Source organism: Alcanivorax sp. (genome assembly GCF_051117345.1).
Classification (GTDB): domain Bacteria; phylum Pseudomonadota; class Gammaproteobacteria; order Pseudomonadales; family Alcanivoracaceae; genus Alcanivorax.
The window spans coordinates 1-17344 of the sequence record NZ_JBNPEC010000121.1; the positions used below are offsets into that span (position 1 = coordinate 1).

19 protein-coding genes are annotated in these 17344 nt (G+C 60.4%); 8 read left to right on the forward strand and 11 right to left on the reverse strand.

Annotated features, from left to right (window positions below; genetic code table 11):
• The 6 genes from ACFE0K_RS08025 to ACFE0K_RS08050 form a co-directional block, all read left to right on the forward strand.
• Nucleotides 1–1241, forward strand: a 1241-nt coding sequence (locus tag ACFE0K_RS08025; RefSeq protein ID WP_434535568.1) for a TonB-dependent receptor domain-containing protein, incomplete at its 5' end; no start/stop codon positions are given.
• 19 nt (nucleotides 1242–1260) lie between these two features.
• Complete coding sequence (locus ACFE0K_RS08030; protein WP_434535569.1) at nucleotides 1261–2169, forward strand: cobalamin-binding protein; 909 nt, start codon at nucleotides 1261–1263, stop codon at nucleotides 2167–2169.
• Between the two features lie 25 nt (nucleotides 2170–2194).
• A complete protein-coding gene (locus ACFE0K_RS08035) occupies nucleotides 2195–3136 on the forward strand; it encodes a FecCD family ABC transporter permease (protein WP_434535584.1) in 942 nt (313 codons plus the stop codon).
• Nucleotides 3136–3900 carry an ABC transporter ATP-binding protein gene (locus tag ACFE0K_RS08040; RefSeq protein ID WP_434535570.1) on the forward strand — a complete coding sequence of 255 codons (765 nt, stop codon included), beginning with the start codon at nucleotides 3136–3138 and terminating at the stop codon, nucleotides 3898–3900. Before ACFE0K_RS08035 ends, ACFE0K_RS08040 begins: the two co-directional genes overlap by 1 nt.
• Nucleotides 3901–3985: 85 nt before the next feature.
• Nucleotides 3986–4597: a cob(I)yrinic acid a,c-diamide adenosyltransferase gene (gene cobO / locus ACFE0K_RS08045; RefSeq protein WP_434535571.1), complete on the forward strand. Its 612-nt coding sequence runs from the start codon at nucleotides 3986–3988 to the stop codon at nucleotides 4595–4597.
• A gap of 68 nt (nucleotides 4598–4665) precedes the next feature.
• Entirely contained in the window at nucleotides 4666–6093 is a 1428-nt protein-coding gene (locus ACFE0K_RS08050) for a cobyric acid synthase (RefSeq protein ID WP_434535572.1), read from the forward strand.
• A gap of 46 nt (nucleotides 6094–6139) precedes the next feature.
• On the opposite strand, the gene ACFE0K_RS08055 is transcribed toward ACFE0K_RS08050, so the two are convergent.
• Nucleotides 6140–7147, reverse strand: coding sequence for a putative solute-binding protein (locus tag ACFE0K_RS08055; RefSeq protein WP_434535573.1), 1008 nt, complete (start codon nucleotides 7145–7147; stop codon nucleotides 6140–6142).
• A gap of 266 nt (nucleotides 7148–7413) precedes the next feature.
• The gene (locus tag ACFE0K_RS08060; RefSeq protein ID WP_297765071.1) at nucleotides 7414–7902 is read right to left on the reverse strand and encodes an FKBP-type peptidyl-prolyl cis-trans isomerase; all 489 of its coding nucleotides are present in this window, start codon (nucleotides 7900–7902) and stop codon (nucleotides 7414–7416) included.
• A gap of 272 nt (nucleotides 7903–8174) precedes the next feature.
• Here ACFE0K_RS08060 and moaA point away from each other — a divergent pair, with 272 nt between their 5' ends.
• A complete protein-coding gene (gene moaA / locus ACFE0K_RS08065; RefSeq protein ID WP_434535574.1) occupies nucleotides 8175–9188 on the forward strand; it encodes a GTP 3',8-cyclase MoaA in 1014 nt (337 codons plus the stop codon).
• 109 nt (nucleotides 9189–9297) lie between these two features.
• Entirely contained in the window at nucleotides 9298–9945 is a 648-nt protein-coding gene (gene can / locus ACFE0K_RS08070; RefSeq protein ID WP_434535575.1) for a carbonate dehydratase, read from the forward strand.
• 119 nt (nucleotides 9946–10064) lie between these two features.
• On the opposite strand, the gene ACFE0K_RS08075 is transcribed toward can, so the two are convergent.
• The 9 genes from ACFE0K_RS08075 to ACFE0K_RS08115 form a co-directional block, all read right to left on the reverse strand.
• A complete protein-coding gene (locus ACFE0K_RS08075) occupies nucleotides 10065–10616 on the reverse strand; it encodes a c-type cytochrome (protein WP_434535576.1) in 552 nt (183 codons plus the stop codon).
• A 60-nt stretch (nucleotides 10617–10676) separates the two neighbouring features.
• Nucleotides 10677–11414, reverse strand: coding sequence for a copper resistance protein B (locus tag ACFE0K_RS08080; RefSeq protein WP_434535577.1), 738 nt, complete (start codon nucleotides 11412–11414; stop codon nucleotides 10677–10679).
• The gene (locus tag ACFE0K_RS08085; protein WP_434535578.1) at nucleotides 11411–13255 is read right to left on the reverse strand and encodes a copper resistance system multicopper oxidase; all 1845 of its coding nucleotides are present in this window, start codon (nucleotides 13253–13255) and stop codon (nucleotides 11411–11413) included. The genes ACFE0K_RS08080 and ACFE0K_RS08085 overlap by 4 nt, the downstream gene beginning before the upstream one ends.
• 36 nt (nucleotides 13256–13291) lie before the next feature.
• On the reverse strand, nucleotides 13292–13651 hold the full coding sequence (locus ACFE0K_RS08090) for a hypothetical protein (RefSeq protein WP_434535579.1): 360 nt from the start codon (nucleotides 13649–13651) through the stop codon (nucleotides 13292–13294).
• Between the two features lie 141 nt (nucleotides 13652–13792).
• Nucleotides 13793–14416 (reverse strand): LysE family translocator, encoded by a 624-nt coding sequence (locus ACFE0K_RS08095; protein ID WP_434535580.1) that lies wholly within the window; start codon nucleotides 14414–14416, stop codon nucleotides 13793–13795.
• Nucleotides 14417–14621: 205 nt separating this feature from the next.
• Nucleotides 14622–15131: a DUF411 domain-containing protein gene (locus tag ACFE0K_RS08100; protein ID WP_434535581.1), complete on the reverse strand. Its 510-nt coding sequence runs from the start codon at nucleotides 15129–15131 to the stop codon at nucleotides 14622–14624.
• A gap of 46 nt (nucleotides 15132–15177) precedes the next feature.
• Nucleotides 15178–15540 carry a cupredoxin domain-containing protein gene (locus ACFE0K_RS08105; RefSeq protein WP_434535582.1) on the reverse strand — a complete coding sequence of 121 codons (363 nt, stop codon included), beginning with the start codon at nucleotides 15538–15540 and terminating at the stop codon, nucleotides 15178–15180.
• A complete protein-coding gene (locus ACFE0K_RS08110; protein WP_434535583.1) occupies nucleotides 15537–16187 on the reverse strand; it encodes a class I SAM-dependent methyltransferase in 651 nt (216 codons plus the stop codon). The genes ACFE0K_RS08105 and ACFE0K_RS08110 overlap by 4 nt, the downstream gene beginning before the upstream one ends.
• A complete protein-coding gene (locus ACFE0K_RS08115; protein ID WP_434535585.1) occupies nucleotides 16184–17188 on the reverse strand; it encodes a heavy metal translocating P-type ATPase in 1005 nt (334 codons plus the stop codon). The genes ACFE0K_RS08110 and ACFE0K_RS08115 overlap by 4 nt, the downstream gene beginning before the upstream one ends.
• Nucleotides 17189–17344 lie beyond the last annotated feature (156 nt).

Consider the following 17344-nt stretch of genomic DNA (forward strand, 5'->3'; position numbering starts at 1 on the left):
GTTTCCGCACCAATGGCATCGAGCTGCGCGAAGACAGTGAAGAGCGTGGCTACGACAACACCGCCGGCATTGCCAAGCTCAGCCATCGTTTCGGCGATCGCGGCGAAATCGGCGTGTTTGGTTTTCATACTCAGGGCAATACCGAATTCGAAGGCAGCACCCCAGCAGACGACAGAAATATCGATTACGCGCTGGAAGTGGCAGGTCTGAAAGGCGAGGTGATGCTCACGGATGGCTGGCAGACCAAGGTGCTGATCAGCCAGGCCAAGGACGAAAGCGAAGACTTCGCCAATAACGTCAGCAACGGCGTCTTCGATACCCGCACCCGTACGGCCAACTGGCAGAATGTGTTCGCGGCCGGAGCCCATCAGTTTGTGCTGGGTGGCGAATACCAGCGTGACGAGATCACCAGCAGCAACGAGTACGACGTGACTGACCGGGACAACAAGGCCGCGTTTGGTCAGGCGCTATTGAACTTCGGTCCGCTGGATGTGCAAGGTAGCCTGCGCCATGACGATAACGATGCCTACGGCAGTAAGGTCACCGGTGCGGCAGCACTGGGCTACAAGCTGGACACGGCTCACCGGGTACGGGTGAGCTACGGCACAGCCTTCAAGGCGCCCACCTTCAACGACCTCTATTTCCCGGATTCCCCGCCGTTCTATTTCAGCAACCCGAACCTGAAACCGGAGTCCTCGGAAACCGGTGAGCTGGGTGTGCGCGGCCAGTATCAGCACTGGTTCTGGGATGCGGCGGTCTACCGCACCAATATTGACGATCTGATCGCCTACGATGCCAGCAAGGGCTCCTCGTTCAATGTGAACAAGGCCAGCATCGAAGGGGCGGAACTGGCCCTGGGCATGGACTGGCAGCAGTGGCAGGTGCGGGTGGCCTTCTCGGCCCTGAAACCGGAAGATCGTGAGAATGACACCGTGATTGCCCGTCGTGCCCAGCGACTGGGCCGGGTGGATGTGGATCGCCGGATCGGTGACGTGACTCTGGGTGGCACCGCCAGTTTCCAGGGGCATCGCTACAACGATGCGGACAATACCCAGCGCCTGTCCGGGTTCGGGCTGCTGGATCTGCGTGCCGGCTGGCAGTTCGCGCCGAACTGGTCCACCCGCCTGACGCTGAAAAACGTGCTCGACAAGGACTATGCCACCGCGAAGAACTTCAGCGGCTGGAACTATCTCAACGCCGGGCGTTCCGTAATGGTAAGCCTGCGTTACGATGTGCAGTAACTGAAACACGGAGTCCGCCATGCCCCCAGCCCGTCTGTTATCGCTTTGTCTTCCCCTGTTGGCAGCCATGCTGTGTGTCGGGAGCGGGCTGGCCCGGGCACAGGTCTGTGTCACCGACGATGCGGATCGGCAGGTCTGCCTGGAGCAGCCGGCCAACCGCATCATTGCCCTGTCCCCCGGTGCCACCGAGTTGCTGTTCGCTGCCGGTGCCGGCGAAAAGGTGGTGGGGGCGGTGAGCTTCAGTGACTATCCGCCAGCGGCGAAAAAGCTGCCGCGGGTGGGCAGCTACAAGCGGCTGGATCTGGAGGCAGTGTTGGCGCTGAAGCCGGATCTGATCATCGCCTGGCGCAGTGGTAATCCCATGGAGCAGGTGGAGCGCCTGCAGGCCATGGGCGTGCCGGTGTATCACAGCGAACCGCGACGCTTCGAGGATATCAGCACCACCCTGGAACGCCTTGCGGTGCTGGCCGGCACCGAAGCGGTGGGGCAGGGCGCGGCCGATGCCCTGCGCAGCGGTATGGATTCCCTGCGCCAGCGCTATGCGGAGGCGGCGCCGGTAACGGTGTTCTACCAGGTCTGGAAAGAGCCGCTGATGACCGTCAATAACGAGCACCTGATCAGCGAGGCGATCCAGATCTGTGGTGGCGTCAACGTCTTCGGTGAGCTGGCAGCGCTGGCGCCAAAAATCAGCCGTGAAGCGGTGCTGGCCAAGGACCCGGAGGTGATCATCGCCGGTGGCATGGGCGAGGATGATCCTTCGTGGCTGGAGCCCTGGAAGCAGTTCTCTTCCCTGCGTGCAGTGAAGCACGACAACCTGTTCTTTGTGGCGCCGTCCACCCTGCAGCGGCCCACGCCACAGATGCTGGCCGGTACCCGCACCCTGTGCAGCCACCTCGACACCGTGCGCGCTCGTGATTCCCGTGATTAGTGCCCGATCCGTTTCTTCCCTGCTGATGCTGGCGGCACTGGGCGTGCTGGCATTGTTGGTGGCAGTCACCGTGGGCAGTGTCTCCATGACCCTCACGGAGTTGTGGATGGCGGTTGCCGGCAGGGGAGATCCGCTGTTCGGGGAACTGGTGTTTTCCCTGCGATTGCCGCGTGCCCTGGCGGCGTTTGCCACCGGTGGCCTGCTGGCCTTGGCCGGCGCCCTGATGCAGGTGCTGTTGCGCAACCCGCTGGCGGATCCCTATGTGTTGGGTATTTCCGGCGGTGCGGCGGTGGGTGCGCTGGCGTCCATGTTGCTGGGGCTGGGTACGGCAATGGTGTCCGGTTCCGCCTTCGCCGGTGCCTTACTGTCGACGCTGCTGGTATTCGGCCTGGCCCAGGGGCGGGGCAGCTGGACCCCTACCCGCTTGCTGCTGACCGGCGTGGTCATCGCCGCCGGCTGGGGGGCAGTGATTACCTTCATGTTGTCGCTGAGTCCGGCGGATCGCTTGCCCGGCATGCTCTACTGGCTGATGGGCGACCTGAGTTACGCCCGCTCGCCATGGCTGGCCTGGCTGGTATTGATTCCGGTGCTGATAGTGACGCTGCCGCTGGGGCGCAGCCTCAATGTGCTGGCCCGGGGGCCATTACAGGCGGCAGCCCTGGGGGTGGCGGTGAAACCACTGGCCTGGCTGGTCTATGGGCTGGCCAGCCTGCTCACGGCGGTGGCGGTGACCACCGCCGGCAGTGTGGGCTTCGTGGGCTTGATCGTGCCGCACATGTTGCGACTGGTGCTGGGCAACGACCAGCGCATCATTCTGCCGGCCAGTGTCATGGCGGGAGGCCCTCTACTCACTATTGCTGACACCCTGTCGCTTACCCTAATGGCCCCGGATCAGTGGCCGGTAGTCGTGATCACCGCCCTGCTCGGGGTCCCCACCTTTCTGTTTCTGCTGTATCGGAGTCGGTGATGGCGATTCTCGAAGCCAGCAATCTGGTGGTCGATATTCCCGGTCGTTCGGCAGGCCAACCCTTTTCCGCGCGGATTCTGCCGGGCCAGCGCTGGGGGGTGCTGGGTCCCAACGGCGCGGGCAAGTCCACCCTGCTGCATACCCTGGCGGGGCTGCGGCCACCGCGCAGTGGTCAGGTGTTGCTGGATGGCGACTGCCTGACTCAGCTGCGTCGCCGGCAACTGGCGCAAAAACTGGCGGTGGTGTTTCAGGAACGCCAGGACAGTTTCCCGGCCACGGTTCAGGAAACCGTGCTGATCGGTCGTCATCCTTTTCTGTCGCCCTGGCAGCGGGAAACGGCCAACGATCTTCGTCTGGCCAATCAGGCCATGGATGCCCTGTCCCTGAGTCTGCTCAGTGATCGGCTGGTCAGTACCTTGTCCGGTGGCGAGCGCCAGCGGGTGGCTATCGCCACGGCGCTGACCCAGCAGCCGGCCATCTGGCTGGCAGACGAGCCCACCAATCATCTGGATCTGCATCATCAGGTGGCGGTGATGGCGCTGTTGCATCGCCAGGCGGAGCAGGGCGCGGCGGTGTTCATGTGCCTGCATGATCTGAATCTGGCCGCCCGCTGGTGTGATCATCTGCTGTTGCTCTATCCCGATGGTGAACTGTGTTTCGGCCCGGCCGAGACCATGCTGGTGCCGGAGGCGCTGGAGCGGCTGTATGACCAGAAGCTCAGTGTGGGGAAGATCAATGGTGTGCCGGTGTTTGTGCCGGGGTGAGAGTAGTTAACAGTTAACAGTGAATAGTGAATAGCGAAAGTCAAAAGCGTAAAGAAAAGAACCAAAAACGAAAATGGGAAACAGTATGAAACCCGACCCGAAGAGTCCTGAGCGTCATGCCTGGCGGATGGCAAAGAAACAGGAAATCATGCGTGAGCGCATTGCCAATGCCGATAAGGATCAGGGCATCCTGCTGGTGCTTACCGGTCCCGGCAAGGGCAAGAGCAGTTCCGGGTTCGGTATGCTGGCCCGGGCCCTGGGGCATGGCATGAAAGTGGGTGTGGTGCAGTTTATCAAGGGCGCGTTCAGTACCGGCGAGGAAGCCTTTTTTCGTGACCTGCCCAACGTGGATTATCACGTCATGGGCGAGGGTTATACCTGGGACACCCAGGACCGGGAAAAGGATGTGGCTGCCGCCAGTGCCGCCTGGGATATCGCAAAAAACATGTTGCAGGACGACAGCTACCACATGGTGTTGCTGGATGAACTGAACATTGCGTTGCGTTACGAGTATCTGGATCTGGATACCGTTCTCGACGATCTGCAAAACCGCCCCGCCATGCAGCATGCCATTGTCACCGGTCGCTATGCACCAAAGGAACTGATCGAGCTGGCCGATACTGTTACCGAGATGAAGGTGGTGAAGCATGCGTTCAAGGACCTGGGGGTAAAGGCGCAGAAGGGCGTGGAGCTTTAGTTAATAGTTAACAGTGAATAGTTAATAGCGAAAACAACGCGATGGCTGGTCGTTCTTCGATAACACTGATGGTTCAGGGGTGCACGTCTGACGCCGGGAAAAGCACGGTTGTGGCCGCCTTGTGTCGGTGGTTTTCTCGGCGCGGGTATTCGGTGGCGCCGTTCAAGCCGCAGAATATGGCGTTGAATAGTGCGGTGACCGTGGACGGTGGGGAGATTGGTCGTTCTACGGCGTTGCAGGCGTTGGCCTGCGGGATTGAGTCGCACAGTGATATGAACCCGGTGTTGCTCAAGCCGCAGAGCGACATGGGCGCCCAGGTTATTATCCGTGGCCAGGTGTTGGGCAATATGCAGGCGCTGGATTATCACGCCTACAAGAATACTGCTCGTGAGGCGGTGCTGGCGGCCTGGCAGGATTTGTCTTCCCGTTATGATGTAATTATCGCCGAAGGCGCTGGCAGCCCGGCGGAAATCAATCTGCGTTACAACGATATTGCCAATATGGGCTTTGCCGAAATGGTGGATTGCCCGGTGATTCTGGTGGCGGATATTGATCGCGGTGGGGTGTTCGCCCATCTCACCGGTACGCTGGATCTTCTTTCCGAAACGGAGCAGCAGCGAACCCTGGGTTTTGTGATCAACCGTTTTCGGGGTGATCTGTCTTTATTGCAGGGTGGTTTGGACTGGCTGGAAGCGCGCACCGGCAAACCGGTATTCGGTGTGCTCCCCTACCTGCACGGCCTGACTCTGGATGCGGAAGACGCCGTAGCCGAGCAAGGTGATCATGACGGTGATGCGATCAAGGTGGTGGTGCCGTTATTGCCACGCATGAGCAATCACAATGATTTTGACCCCTTGCGCCTGCACCCCGGCGTCGACCTTCGGTTTGTGAAAATGGGCGAGACCTGGCCGGCGGCCGACCTGGTGATTCTCCCCGGCAGCAAGGCGACCCGTGCAGATCTGGCTTTTCTGCGTGAGCAGGGTTGGGATACGCAGATTGAAAAACACCTGCGTTACGGCGGCAAGGTGCTGGGTATCTGTGGGGGCTTCCAGATGCTGGGTGAACGGATCGATGATCCTGACGGGCTGGAAAGCGATGCGGGCAGCAGTCCTGGTCTTGGCTGGTTGGCCATGAGTACCCGCCTGATTGCCGGCAAGCAGTTGCGCAATGTGCAGGGGGTTTTTCTGCCTGCTGATGCCGCCATTCATGGCTATGAGATTCACAATGGCGTTAGTGAAGGGCCAGCGTTGTTACGGCCCATGCTGCAATTGGGGGAACGCAACGAGGGCGCCATCAGCGACGATGGTCAGGTCATGGGCTGTTACCTGCACGGCCTGTTCGACAGTGCCGGGGCCTGTAACGGGATACTGCAATGGGCAGGACTTCGCGGTGATCGGGCGGTGGATTACGATGACCACCGACAGAAGGATCTGGACCGACTGGCGGATATGATCGAAGGACACCTGGATACAGAGAGACTGCTATCCGTTCTGTGAGGTTGTCCCTAAAGACAGGGCCGGGAGAGTCCCGGCCCGAGTGAGATTATTCCATGGGGTTGACGCATTCGGCCCGTGTCGGTTCCAGCTTGCAGCGAACCTTTCTCAGCAGGCCCATCATGGACTTGTCGTAGACGCCGTCTTGAGTCAGGGAGACTCGCGCTTCACGCATCATCTCGTCGTAGCGCAGCTTGTCCGCATCCGGGATCCGGATCCACCACTTGTCATCGACTTCGTTGCTGGCGTTATCAATCAGGCGCATGGCCCGGTCAAATTGGCCATACATGAATTCCCGGGACTGCTGGGCATAATCTGCCGGAAATTTGTCTTTCTTGAGGATGATCTGGGCACTGAGCTGGCCGAGGGTGTAATCCAGAATGCCGCCATCTGGGGCCATGCCCTTGTATAGCTCGAGAGCAGAAAAACCCATAATCGGCGCAAAACAGATATCCACAGAACCGTTATTGAAGCGGGTGGAAAAGTTAGTGATGTCTGACATCACTGGTGACATGCCCACCCGGGATGCCATGCTTGCCTGGGCGCTGTCATATTCAAGTACCGCAATGGATTTGCCCGACAGTTCTTCAACAGTATCCAGTTCCTGATCTTTCAGAAAAAGAAAGGCGGCGCCCATGGGAACCACACCACCCACTTCATAGGGGCCGGAAACCATCTGTTTGTTGATGGATGGCGTGTTGCTGGCAATGACGGAAATGACCGTTTTCATGGCTTCATAGCTGGGGATGGCACCGATGGAATCCATGCTACCGGTGAAGCTATTGAACTGACGGCCACGAATGCCGGTAAGAACCGCTGCATCACACTGCCCGGCTTTCAGGTCTTCGGCGGCGATCTTTTCATCGGTGAAGGGTTTCAGCTCCACATCCACGCCCCATTCAACAGCGGCGGTCTTGTAGTCCTTCATGATGTTATAGATGTCGCCGTTGGCGCCGATGATATCGAAAACACAGAATTTTCGTTTTTCCAGCGCATGAGCGGAAAGGGAAATACTCGAAAGCAAAGCAGAAAGAATTAGTATCGTTATGTAGCGCATGACGCTCTCCCGTAAAACACAGAAATACCAAAGAGCATCGATCCTATTTGGCCGCTGAGTATACATTCAATATGGCTTTACAAAATTGTGCACAATCCACAACAAGAAGCTGAAGTAAGCCGGGGCTAGCTGTCATTTTGATAAAAATGAAGGCAGAAAACGGGGCTGGTTTCACCTTGCTTTCACTGTCAGGCAGGTTTTGACGGGCGTTTCAGGGGGCAATAAAAAAGGCGCCAGAGGCGCCTTTTTTGCGGAAGGGGCAGACCTTAGTGGTCGTGACCTTCAGGGCCGTGTACGTGGCCGTGTTCTTTCTCTTCGTCGGAGGCTTCACGCACCTCGGTGACTTCCACGGCGAAGTTCAGGGTTTCACCTGCCAGCGGGTGGTTGCCATCAACGGTCACTTCCTCACCTTCCACAGCGGTGATGGTGAAGATGCGCGGACCGGCTTCAGTCTGAGCCTGGAACTGCATGCCCGGCTGCAGATTTTCTTCGTTGCCTTCGAAGGCGGTTTTCGGGACCTGCTGGATCAGCTGCTCGTGACGCTCGCCGTAGCCTTCTTCCGGGGTGACGGTGACGTCCAGCTTGTCGCCGGCGGCCTTGCCCACCAGGGCATTTTCCAGGCCGGGGATGATGTTGCCCGCGCCGTGCAGGTAGGCCAGGGGCTCGCCACGCTCGATAGAAGAATCAATGGTCTCGCCGGCTTTGTTAGTGAGCGTGTAGTGGATGGACACTACGGAATTTTCTGAAATTTGCATGGAAACCCTTTAGGGGTAGATGAATTCGGAATAAGAGGCATGGCGGACAAGGTGTTTCATGGTCCGGCAGCGCCCCGCATTCAGGTCGGCGAACATTCTAACAAGACCGGCAAGGGCCTGACCAACCGGAGCCAGTTCGGGCCGACGGGCGTGGGGTAACAAATCGGGGGTGAGGGGCCGCGAAGGGGTCGACAGCAGGGCGAAACCGGGTGGATTGATGCCGGAGTGAGCACCGGCCCCCGGCTTGGCCCCGCATTTGCTACAGTACCGGCATGGCCGCTGACACTTTAACTGACAATCCGCTACTGCAGGACCGCTTCGGGCGCACCATCGACTATGTGCGCCTGTCGGTGACGGACCGCTGCGATTTCCGCTGTGTGTACTGCATGGCGGAGGATATGACCTTTGTGCCCCGGGCCCAGGTGCTGACTCTGGAGGAGATGGCGCGGCTGGGGCGGGTGCTGGTGTCGCTGGGGGTGAAGCGGATCCGCCTGACCGGTGGCGAGCCGTTGGTGCGCCGTGATGTGGCGCATCTGGTGCGCAATCTTGGTGCGCTTCCGGGTCTGGATGAACTGAATATGACCACCAATGGCGCCGGGCTGGGCCGTTTTGCCGGTGAACTGAAGGCCGGCGGGCTGGATCGGCTCAATATCAGCCTGGATTCCCTGGACCCGCAGCGGTTTCGTGCCCTCACGCGCACCGGCGATTTGCACAAGGTGCTGGCGGGGATCGATGCGGCCCGTCGGGCCGGCTTCCGCCGTATCAAGCTGAACAGCGTGATCCTGCGCGGACGCAATCAGGATGAGGTGCCGGCGCTGGTGGATTTCGCCCTGGCGCGGGGGCTGGATATTTCCTTTATCGAGGAAATGCCCCTGGGAGCCATCAGCGAACATGACCGGGCGCTGGAGTTCGTTTCCTCCGAGGCGTTACGGGAGCAGCTCTCCGAGCGCTTTACCCTGGTGCCCATGACGGAAAAAACCGGCGGGCCGTCCCGCTACTGGCAGGTGCCGGGCAGTGACAGCCGCATCGGGTTTATCTCGCCCCACTCACAAAATTTTTGCCATTTGTGTAATCGGGTGCGAATTACCGCCGAGGGCCGTATGCTTCTGTGCCTGGGCCACGAGCACAGCGTGGACCTGCGGGCAGTGCTGCGGGCGCACCCCACGGATGACGCTCCCCTGCGTCAGGCAATCATCGATGCCATGGCGATCAAACCGGAGCGGCACGACTTCAATCTGGCTCCGGGCGAGCAACTGGTACGGTTCATGAATATGACCGGTGGTTAGTCACCGCCTTCGTCCCCCCTCAAGGGAGAGGGGACGCTCCATAAAGGCTTTAGTGTGTAGCGTGCAAGCATGCTGCGTGTAGCGTGAATGCGTAAACAAGCGAGAGACCATGAAATCCCTTCCTGAACTCTTTACCAACAACGAGCAGTGGCGTCACGACATCGAGAAGGAGCATCCCGGCTTCTTCAAAGCGCTGGGCGAGCAGCAGAGCCCCCAGTATCTGTGGATCGGCTGTGCGGATTCCCGCGTACCGGCCAATGAGGTGGTGGGGCTGATGCCCGGTGAGCTGTTTGTGCATCGCAATGTGGCCAACCTGGTGAACCACACCGACCTGAACTTGCTGTCGGTGCTGCAATTTGCGGTAGATGTGTTGAAAGTGAAGCACATCATGGTGGTGGGCCATTACGGCTGCGGTGGGGTAAAGGCGTCCATGGAAGATGTGCCCCATGGTCTGATCGACAACTGGCTGCGGCAGGTGCGCGAACTGTATCTGCGCAACCGCAAGCACCTGGTCAAGCTGCCGGATGAAAAGGCCCAACTGGATCGCATGTGCGAACTGAACGTGGCCCGTCAGGTGATCAATGTGTCCAACACTACCGTAGTCCAGGAAGCCTGGCGCCGCGATCAGCCACTGACGGTGCACGGCTGGATTTACGGTATCGGCGATGGCCGTCTGCGGGATCTGGATATCCAGATTCAGAACAACCGGGAATTGCGGACGCTGGAAAACGAGGAATACGATAACAGCTCTGGCTGATCGTTGCCGGCATCCAGTGACGAGTAGCGAGTTACGAAAACCCTAAACCCGCGCTTTGGTTTTCGCCTTTCTTAACTCGCTACTCGACTCCCGCCGTTTCACCTGCTCTACGGTCGGATTTAATGGTCATGGTCATGACCATGACCCGTCTTCCCTGCGCCTTCCGTTTCCGGTCCGCTGAGATTTTGCCATTCGGTTTCTGTCATGTCCGGCATGGCTTTCAGTAAAGCCACCAGGTCCCAAAGGGATTGATCGTCATGGCTGGCGCCCCAGGCCGGCATGCCGCTCATCTTGATGCCATGCTTAATGGTCCAGAAGGCGCTGGCCGGGTCGTGGATGCCATGCTCGTTTAGCACCGGAGGTTGCGGGTAGAGGCCTGCACGTAGCTCGGTATCCTCCATGCCCGGGGCCAGATGGCAGCCGACACACATGGGTTGATAGTGCTTGGCCCCATTGCGGATACGTTGTGGGGTGTCCAGGTCATCCGGCACCGTAATCCGGCTGGCACGTTGGTCGATGGAGCGGTGCCTGGCGGCGCCGATCAGGGCTTCGGTGAGCCGCCAATGGGGGCTGTCCGCGGCAAAGTTATAGGTGCCGGACGCGATCAGCACAGCGGTTCCCGCTGTGACCAGCAGGACCACGCCAAGCACAGTCAGTAGAACGGTTTTCATGGTTGCCTCCCGTGGAGAAGAAAAGCGTATTAGGCGGCGTCGTTGATGACGCCGCCCGGCTCAGAACCAGACGCGGATTCCTGCCACCAATGACGCTTCCTCCGGGTCACCACCTGCTGCCCGGGTTCTGTCGGCGGTGTCGCCGTACTGCTTTTCCCAGTGTACGCCGATGTAGGGCGCCAGCTCCCGACGGATTTCGTAGCGTAGCCGCAGGCCGGATTCGATGGCCACAAAGCCGTCGCCGATACCCAGCTCGTCATCGTCCTTGCCGTAAAAGCTGGCTTCCACGTCGGGCACCAGCGCCAGACGCTGGGTCAGCATCAGCTCGTATTCCGCTTCCAGACGCAGTTCGCTGAGGCCGTCTTCGCCCAGAAACAGCTGGGCATCAACCTCGAACCAGTAGGGCGTCAGGCCCTGTACCCCGATGCTTGCCCAGTCCCGGTTGGGATCGTCGGGCTGCCAGTCGCGACGCCAGCCCAGTTGCCAGTCCCAGTAGGGGGCGAAGGCATGACTCCAGGCCAGCCGGGTTTCCGCGCTTTCCGTGCCGGCGTCTTCGTCGCGGTGTTCCGGGTCCATCAGCTGTTCGCCTTCCGTGGACAGGTACAGCTTGTTCAGGTCGCTGCCGTACCAGGCGTTGGCATCCCAGCCCAGCACCAAGCCTTCGTCGCTGTCACGCAGCTCAAGCTGGTCCACCAGTACTTTGCTGAAGCGGGGCGGGTGTTCGCTCATGGACCAGGCCGGTGTGGTGATGGTCATGGCTGTCACGGTGCTGAGCAGAAAGGTCGATGCTTTCATCATGCGTCCTCCCCGTGAGCGCCATGGTGTGCGTGGCTGCCATCCGCTGGCGCGTCGACCACGCGCACTTCCCGGAACATGCCCGCGTCCATGTGATAGAGCAGGTGGCAGTGATAGGCCCAGCGGCCCAGCGTATCGGCGCGTACCAGGTAGCTGAGTTTCTCGCCGGGCTTCACGGTGACGGTGTGCTTGCGGAGCAGCTTGCCATTGCCCACCTCCAGGTCGCTCCACAGGCCATGCAGGTGGATGGGGTGGGTCATCATGGTGTCGTTGACCAGGGTGATGCGCACGCGCTCGTTGTGGTACAGCTCCAGGGGAACGGAATCCGCAAACCGAATGCCGTTGAAGCTCCACATGTAGCGGCTCATGTTGCCGGTCAGGTGCAGCACAATTTCCCGTTCTGGCTGCAGGCTGTCCGGTGGCCCGCCAGCGGTTTCCAGGTCCGCATAGGTGAGCACTTTCCAGTCCCGGTTGCGCAGGCCGATACCCGGATCGGCGAGCATCTCGCCCGGGGCCATGGCGCGCATGTCCACGCCGGGGCCGTATTCCGTGGCGGCATGGTCGGTGGCGTTGTTTCGCGGGGGCAGGTCCGGGTTGTTGCTGTCTACCGCGAAGGGTACGGCGTTGCCGTGATCGCTGTGCTTCATGCCTGCCATGTTGTGGTCCATCTGCCCATGATCCATGCCTTCATGGCTGTCGCCATTCTGCATGGCGCCCATGCCCATTTCGGTATGGCCCAGCAACGGTGGCGGATCCATGTCCGGCACCGGCGCTGACATCGAAGGGTTCGGTGTCAGGGTGCCACGGGCAAAGCCGCTGCGGTCGATGCTCTGGGCAAACAGGGTATAGGCCTGGTCCGCTTTGGGTTCGACGATCACATCCAGGGTTTCTGCCACCCCCAGACGCACCTCGTGGAAAGGCACCGGCTTGACCGGCTGGCCATCCATTGCAATCACGGTCATGTCCAGGCCGGGAATGCGGATATCGAAGAAGGTCATGGCGCTGGCGTTGATAAAGCGCAGGCGGAGGTGTTCACCCGGATTGAACTGGCAGGTCCAGTTGCCGTTGGGGCTTTGGCCGTTCATCAGGTAGGTGTAGGTATAGCCGGTCACGTCGGCCAGGTCCCGGTCGCTCATGCGCATGGTGTTCCACATGTGGCGATCCTTGAGGGTCTGGATCACGCCCTTGTCGCGGAAATCGCGCAGGGTGTCGAACACAGTGCGTTCGTTGAAATTGTAGTAGTGGCTGAGCTTTTTCAGGGTGGCGAAGATGTGGTTCGGGTCCTCGTCACTCCAGTCTGACAACACGATGACCTGGTCCCGGTCCACCGGGTGCGGCTCCGGGGTTTTCGGGTCAATGATGATGGAGCCGTACAGGCCGGTCTGTTCCTGAAAACCGGAATGGCTGTGATACCAGTAGGTGCCGCTCTGCTTGACCGGAAAGCGATAGGTGAAGGTTTCTCCCGGTTTGATGCCATCGAATGACAGGCCTGGCACGCCGTCCATCTCGAACGGCAGCAGCAGGCCGTGCCAGTGGATGGAGCTGGTTTGCGGCAACAGGTTGGTGACCTTGAGGGTGACGGTATCGCCTTCTCGCCAGCGCAGGGTGGGGCCGGGGACGATGCCGTTGATGGTGGTAGCCGGTCGGATCTTGCCGGTGATGTTCACGTCGGCGCCGCCCAGGGTCAGGTGGAAGGTGTCACCCCTGAGGGTAGGGGCACCGGTATGGCCCTGGCGGGCCAGCAACTGCCCGGGTGTCAGCCCCAGACTCAGGCCGGTGGCGCCCAGCGCCAGGCCCTGCACGAAACGACGTCGCGGCAGGGAAAACGGGTTTGCGGTTTTCATGGTTTTTCTCCTGATTGTTTGAGTAGAACAGTGAGCTCAAACAGTCAGGGACGGTGGCCGTAACGGCAGGTGGTGGACGCCCTCGTGAAGGCTGGTCTCCAGCCCGGGATGCCAGGGGGGATCGGGGATCTCCGCCTGGCCGCTGAACAGGGCGGCGGTGGTGGCATTGATCTGGCACAGGGTCAGGCACTGGCAGCCGTCATCCTGGGGGCAATGCTGGCTGTCGCTTTGGTCATCCTGTGCCATGTCGGCATGGTGATGGCAGTGGGTTTGGGGAGCCGTATCCAGATGACTGACGGAAACCTGCGCAGACAAACTGCTCGTCACCACCAGCATCAGGGTGGCGAGCAGGCCGGCCAGTAACGACCGGTGATGGGCGCGCAGGTATCGTTTCATGGAACCATTATTAACCTCGGGGCTACCCCAAGGTCAAAGGGGGATGCCGGTGATGTGCAGTGCTGGACGAAAACGTGTGGGAAGCGATGCTTGCATCGCGAAGGGGGTTGGCGGTGGAGTTCCTTCTTCGCGATGCAGGCATCACGCCGCCTGCCACACCACACTGGCGGCGATCACCACCAGCAATATGGCGGTGCCTTTTTCCACCCAGTGATGATGTTCGCGCAGCCAGGGCAGGAAACGGCTGCGGCCGAGCAGCACGGCCACCAGCACATACCAGCCGCCGTCAATGAACATGGAGGTCAGCACCATCTGGATGCGGGCGGCCTGGGCCATGTCTACCTGCAGGAACTGGCTGAACAGGGCCAGGAAAAACAGCGCCACTTTCGGATTCAGAAACGCCACCAGAAACCCGTCCCGGGCGGCGCCGTGTAGCACGTTGAATTGGCTGTCGGCATCTGCGGGTGCCAACGGCTGCTTGCCGGCCTGCCAGCTTTTCCAGGCCATCCACAGCAGGAACAGGGCACCAGTCAGGCTGAATGTCAGCTCCAGGGACGGGTAGCGGTGAAAGAGGACCGCCAGCCCGGTAACGGTAGCAGTGGCCCAGATGCCAACACCCAGGGCATGGGTAATGCCGGCGATGGCCCCGGCACGGGCTCCGCCATGAAGGGTGTGGCGGGTGATCACCACCAGGCTGATGCCCGGCGCCATGGCACCCAGGGCGCAGACGCTGGCCAGCAGTAGCCAGTCGTGGAGAGGAAGCATTCAGGGTCTCGTTAAAATCAAAGCGACAACGTTACTTGCAGCAGATGACAGCATGAAGAGAGGGGCAAGCTTCGAGGAACTAGCTGCTAGCTACGAGAAAAGAATAAAGAACTCAGTTGGCACTAAACCTCAAATCGCGGGCAAGGCCTGAAAGCAGCGAAGAGCCTTGCTCGCGACTAGAAGCTCGTAGCTAGCAGCTTGAAGCTTATTGATTCCCGGGATGGTGACTGAAGACTTCGGTGCCGTTTTCATCGAACAGCAGCACGTCATAGGCATCCACGCGATCACCCATTTCCATGCCGGGGGAACCGACCGGCATGCCGGGAACGGTCAGTCCTTTGCCATCGGGGCGTTCGGCGAGCAGGCGATCCACATCACTGGCAGGCACATGGCCTTCAATCACGTAATCACCGATAAAGGCGGTATGACAGGAGCCCTGTCCGGGGAGGATGCCGGCTTTTTCCTTGATGGACTGCAGGTTCTGCTGTTCGTGGACGACCACCTGGTAGCCATTGTCTTTCATGTGATCTACCCAGGCGCCACAGCAGCCACAGGTGGGCGATTTGTACACTTCCAGCACTTGGCCGGTGCTGGCGGTTTTTGCTTCTTCAACGGCAGTCGGGTCTGCATTGGTTGCTTCAGGCTGGGGCGGGCCGTCATCGCCACAGGCGGTTACCAGAAACGCCAGCAGAAGTGCCGAAAATACTTTCATCATGTTTCCTCTTTCATGCGAGTGGCATGTCGCGTTGGGTCTACCAGTGTCAGCTGACAATCAATCTGCCCTGATACATCTGCATCTGGCAGGTGAAACGGTATTCGCCGGCGGGCGGGTTGTTAAGGGTCACGGTGGTGATGGTACCCGTTTCCAGAAATTCGCTCACGTCGAGCCCGTGAAACACCACCTGCTCGGCGCAGGGAGAAGGATCCTGTCGGTCGAAATGCAGGGTTAGCGTCTCGCCGGCCTTGGCGCGCAGGGTGGCCGGATTGTAGACGCCGTCGGCGACCACAATGGTCGTGCCCTGGTCGCTGACCTCCTGGCTCTGTGTTGTGGATTTGGACAGCCAGAACCACCAGACGATCCCCACCATCAGTAGCAGGCCGGCAAGATTGATCAGCAGTGTCATGGTAGGACCTCCGGGTTGCGGGCGGTGATGACCAGGCCGGTCTTGTGCATGACCTGGCCCATAACGTTGATGCTCTGTTCCGGAACCACCAGCTGTTGTACGTCCACAAATCCCGCTGTGGCCAACGCCTGTTGCAGGTCCGGCCCTTCATAGGTGACAAAGCCGTGCTGGAATACCGGCAGGGTGGCCATGCTGTTTCTGTCGCGCAGGCCCAGGCAGAGCTGGCCGCCAGGGCGCAGCAGTTTGCGAATGGCGTTTAACGCTGGCAGCAGCGGGTTCCAGAAGTAAACCACATTGATGGCGACCAGATGGTCCGCACTGCCTTCGGGCAGTGGCGGATCATGCAGATCGCCTGCCACGAAACGCACCTGTTCGAGATGACCATGATGTTGCTGAGCCTGGGCCACCATATCCGCTGACAGATCCAGCCCGGTGTAGCGCAGATCGTCAGCCATGGTCAGCAGGCCCGGTAGATGGCCTGCTGTGCCGGGGCCAACTTCCACGATATGGTCACCGGCGGACGGCGCTAACGTCTGGTAGCTGGCAGCGATGATCGGCTGGTTATGCTGATTCATGTTGTCGGCGACCTGAGCGCCGTCATCGCCGCTGGGGCAGCGCAGCTGGGCGGCCAGTTGTTCCGGGGTCATGGCTTGCCTCGCTGGGTTTTGAATAAACGCAATCGGTTGGCATTGCTGACCACGGTCACCGAGCTGAGCGACATGGCGGCGCCGGCAATCACCGGGTTGAGCAGGCTGCCGGTGAGGGGGTAGAGCACCCCGGCAGCCACCGGCACACCCAGGCTGTTGTAGATAAAGGCGCCGAACAGGTTCTGTTTGATGTTGCGTACCGTGGCCGAGGAGATCGCCATGGCATCGGCGACACCGTGCAGGGAGCCGCCCATCAGGGTGATGGCGGCGGATTCGATGGCCACGTCGGTGCCGGTGCCGATGGCAAAGCCCACATGCGCCTGGGCCAACGCCGGGGCATCGTTGATGCCGTCGCCGACCATGGCTACGATGCGGCCCTCATCCTGCAGCGCCTTCACTTTTTTCGCCTTGTCTTCGGGCAGCACTTCCGCCATCACCTGGTCCACGCCCACCTGTTTGGCGATGGCGTCGGCGCTGGCCTGAATGTCACCGGTAATCATCACCACGGTGAGGCCCTGATCTTTCAGGCGGGCAATGGCGTCCCTGGAATCGTCCTTGATGCGGTCGGCTACGCCGAGGATTCCCAGCAGGGTATTTCCCTCAGCCAGGAACAGGGGGGTGGCGCCACGCTTGGTGAGCGAGGCGCTGTCCAGATTGATGGTGACCCCTTCGCTTTCCAGCCAGCGTCGGTTGCCGAGCCGGTATGGTTTGCCGTTCAGGGTGGCGCTGACGCCCTTGCCGTTGAGGGCCTGGAAATTGTCTGCCCGGTCGGGGGTGAGCTCACGCTGCTCTGCCGCTTCCACAATGGCGCGGGCCAGCGGATGCTCGGAGCCGCTCTCCAGGCTGGCGGCCAGTTGCAGCAGGTGGTCTTCCTGCTGACCCTCGACGCAGAGAATGTCGGTGAGCGCCGGTTTGCCTTCTGTGATGGTGCCGGTCTTGTCTAGGACAATGGTGTCCAGCTTGCTGCTGGTCTGCAGGGCGTCCCCTTCACGAATCAGAATGCCGTGCTCGGCGGCCTTGCCGACGCCGACCCTTACTTACATGGGCGTGGCACAGCCCCGTACGCAAGGGCAGGCGATGACCAGTACCGGGGAGGCGAGGATTCGCATGTGGGTAATGCGAGGCCCCGGACCCTGGGTGAACCAGGGCAAGGCGGG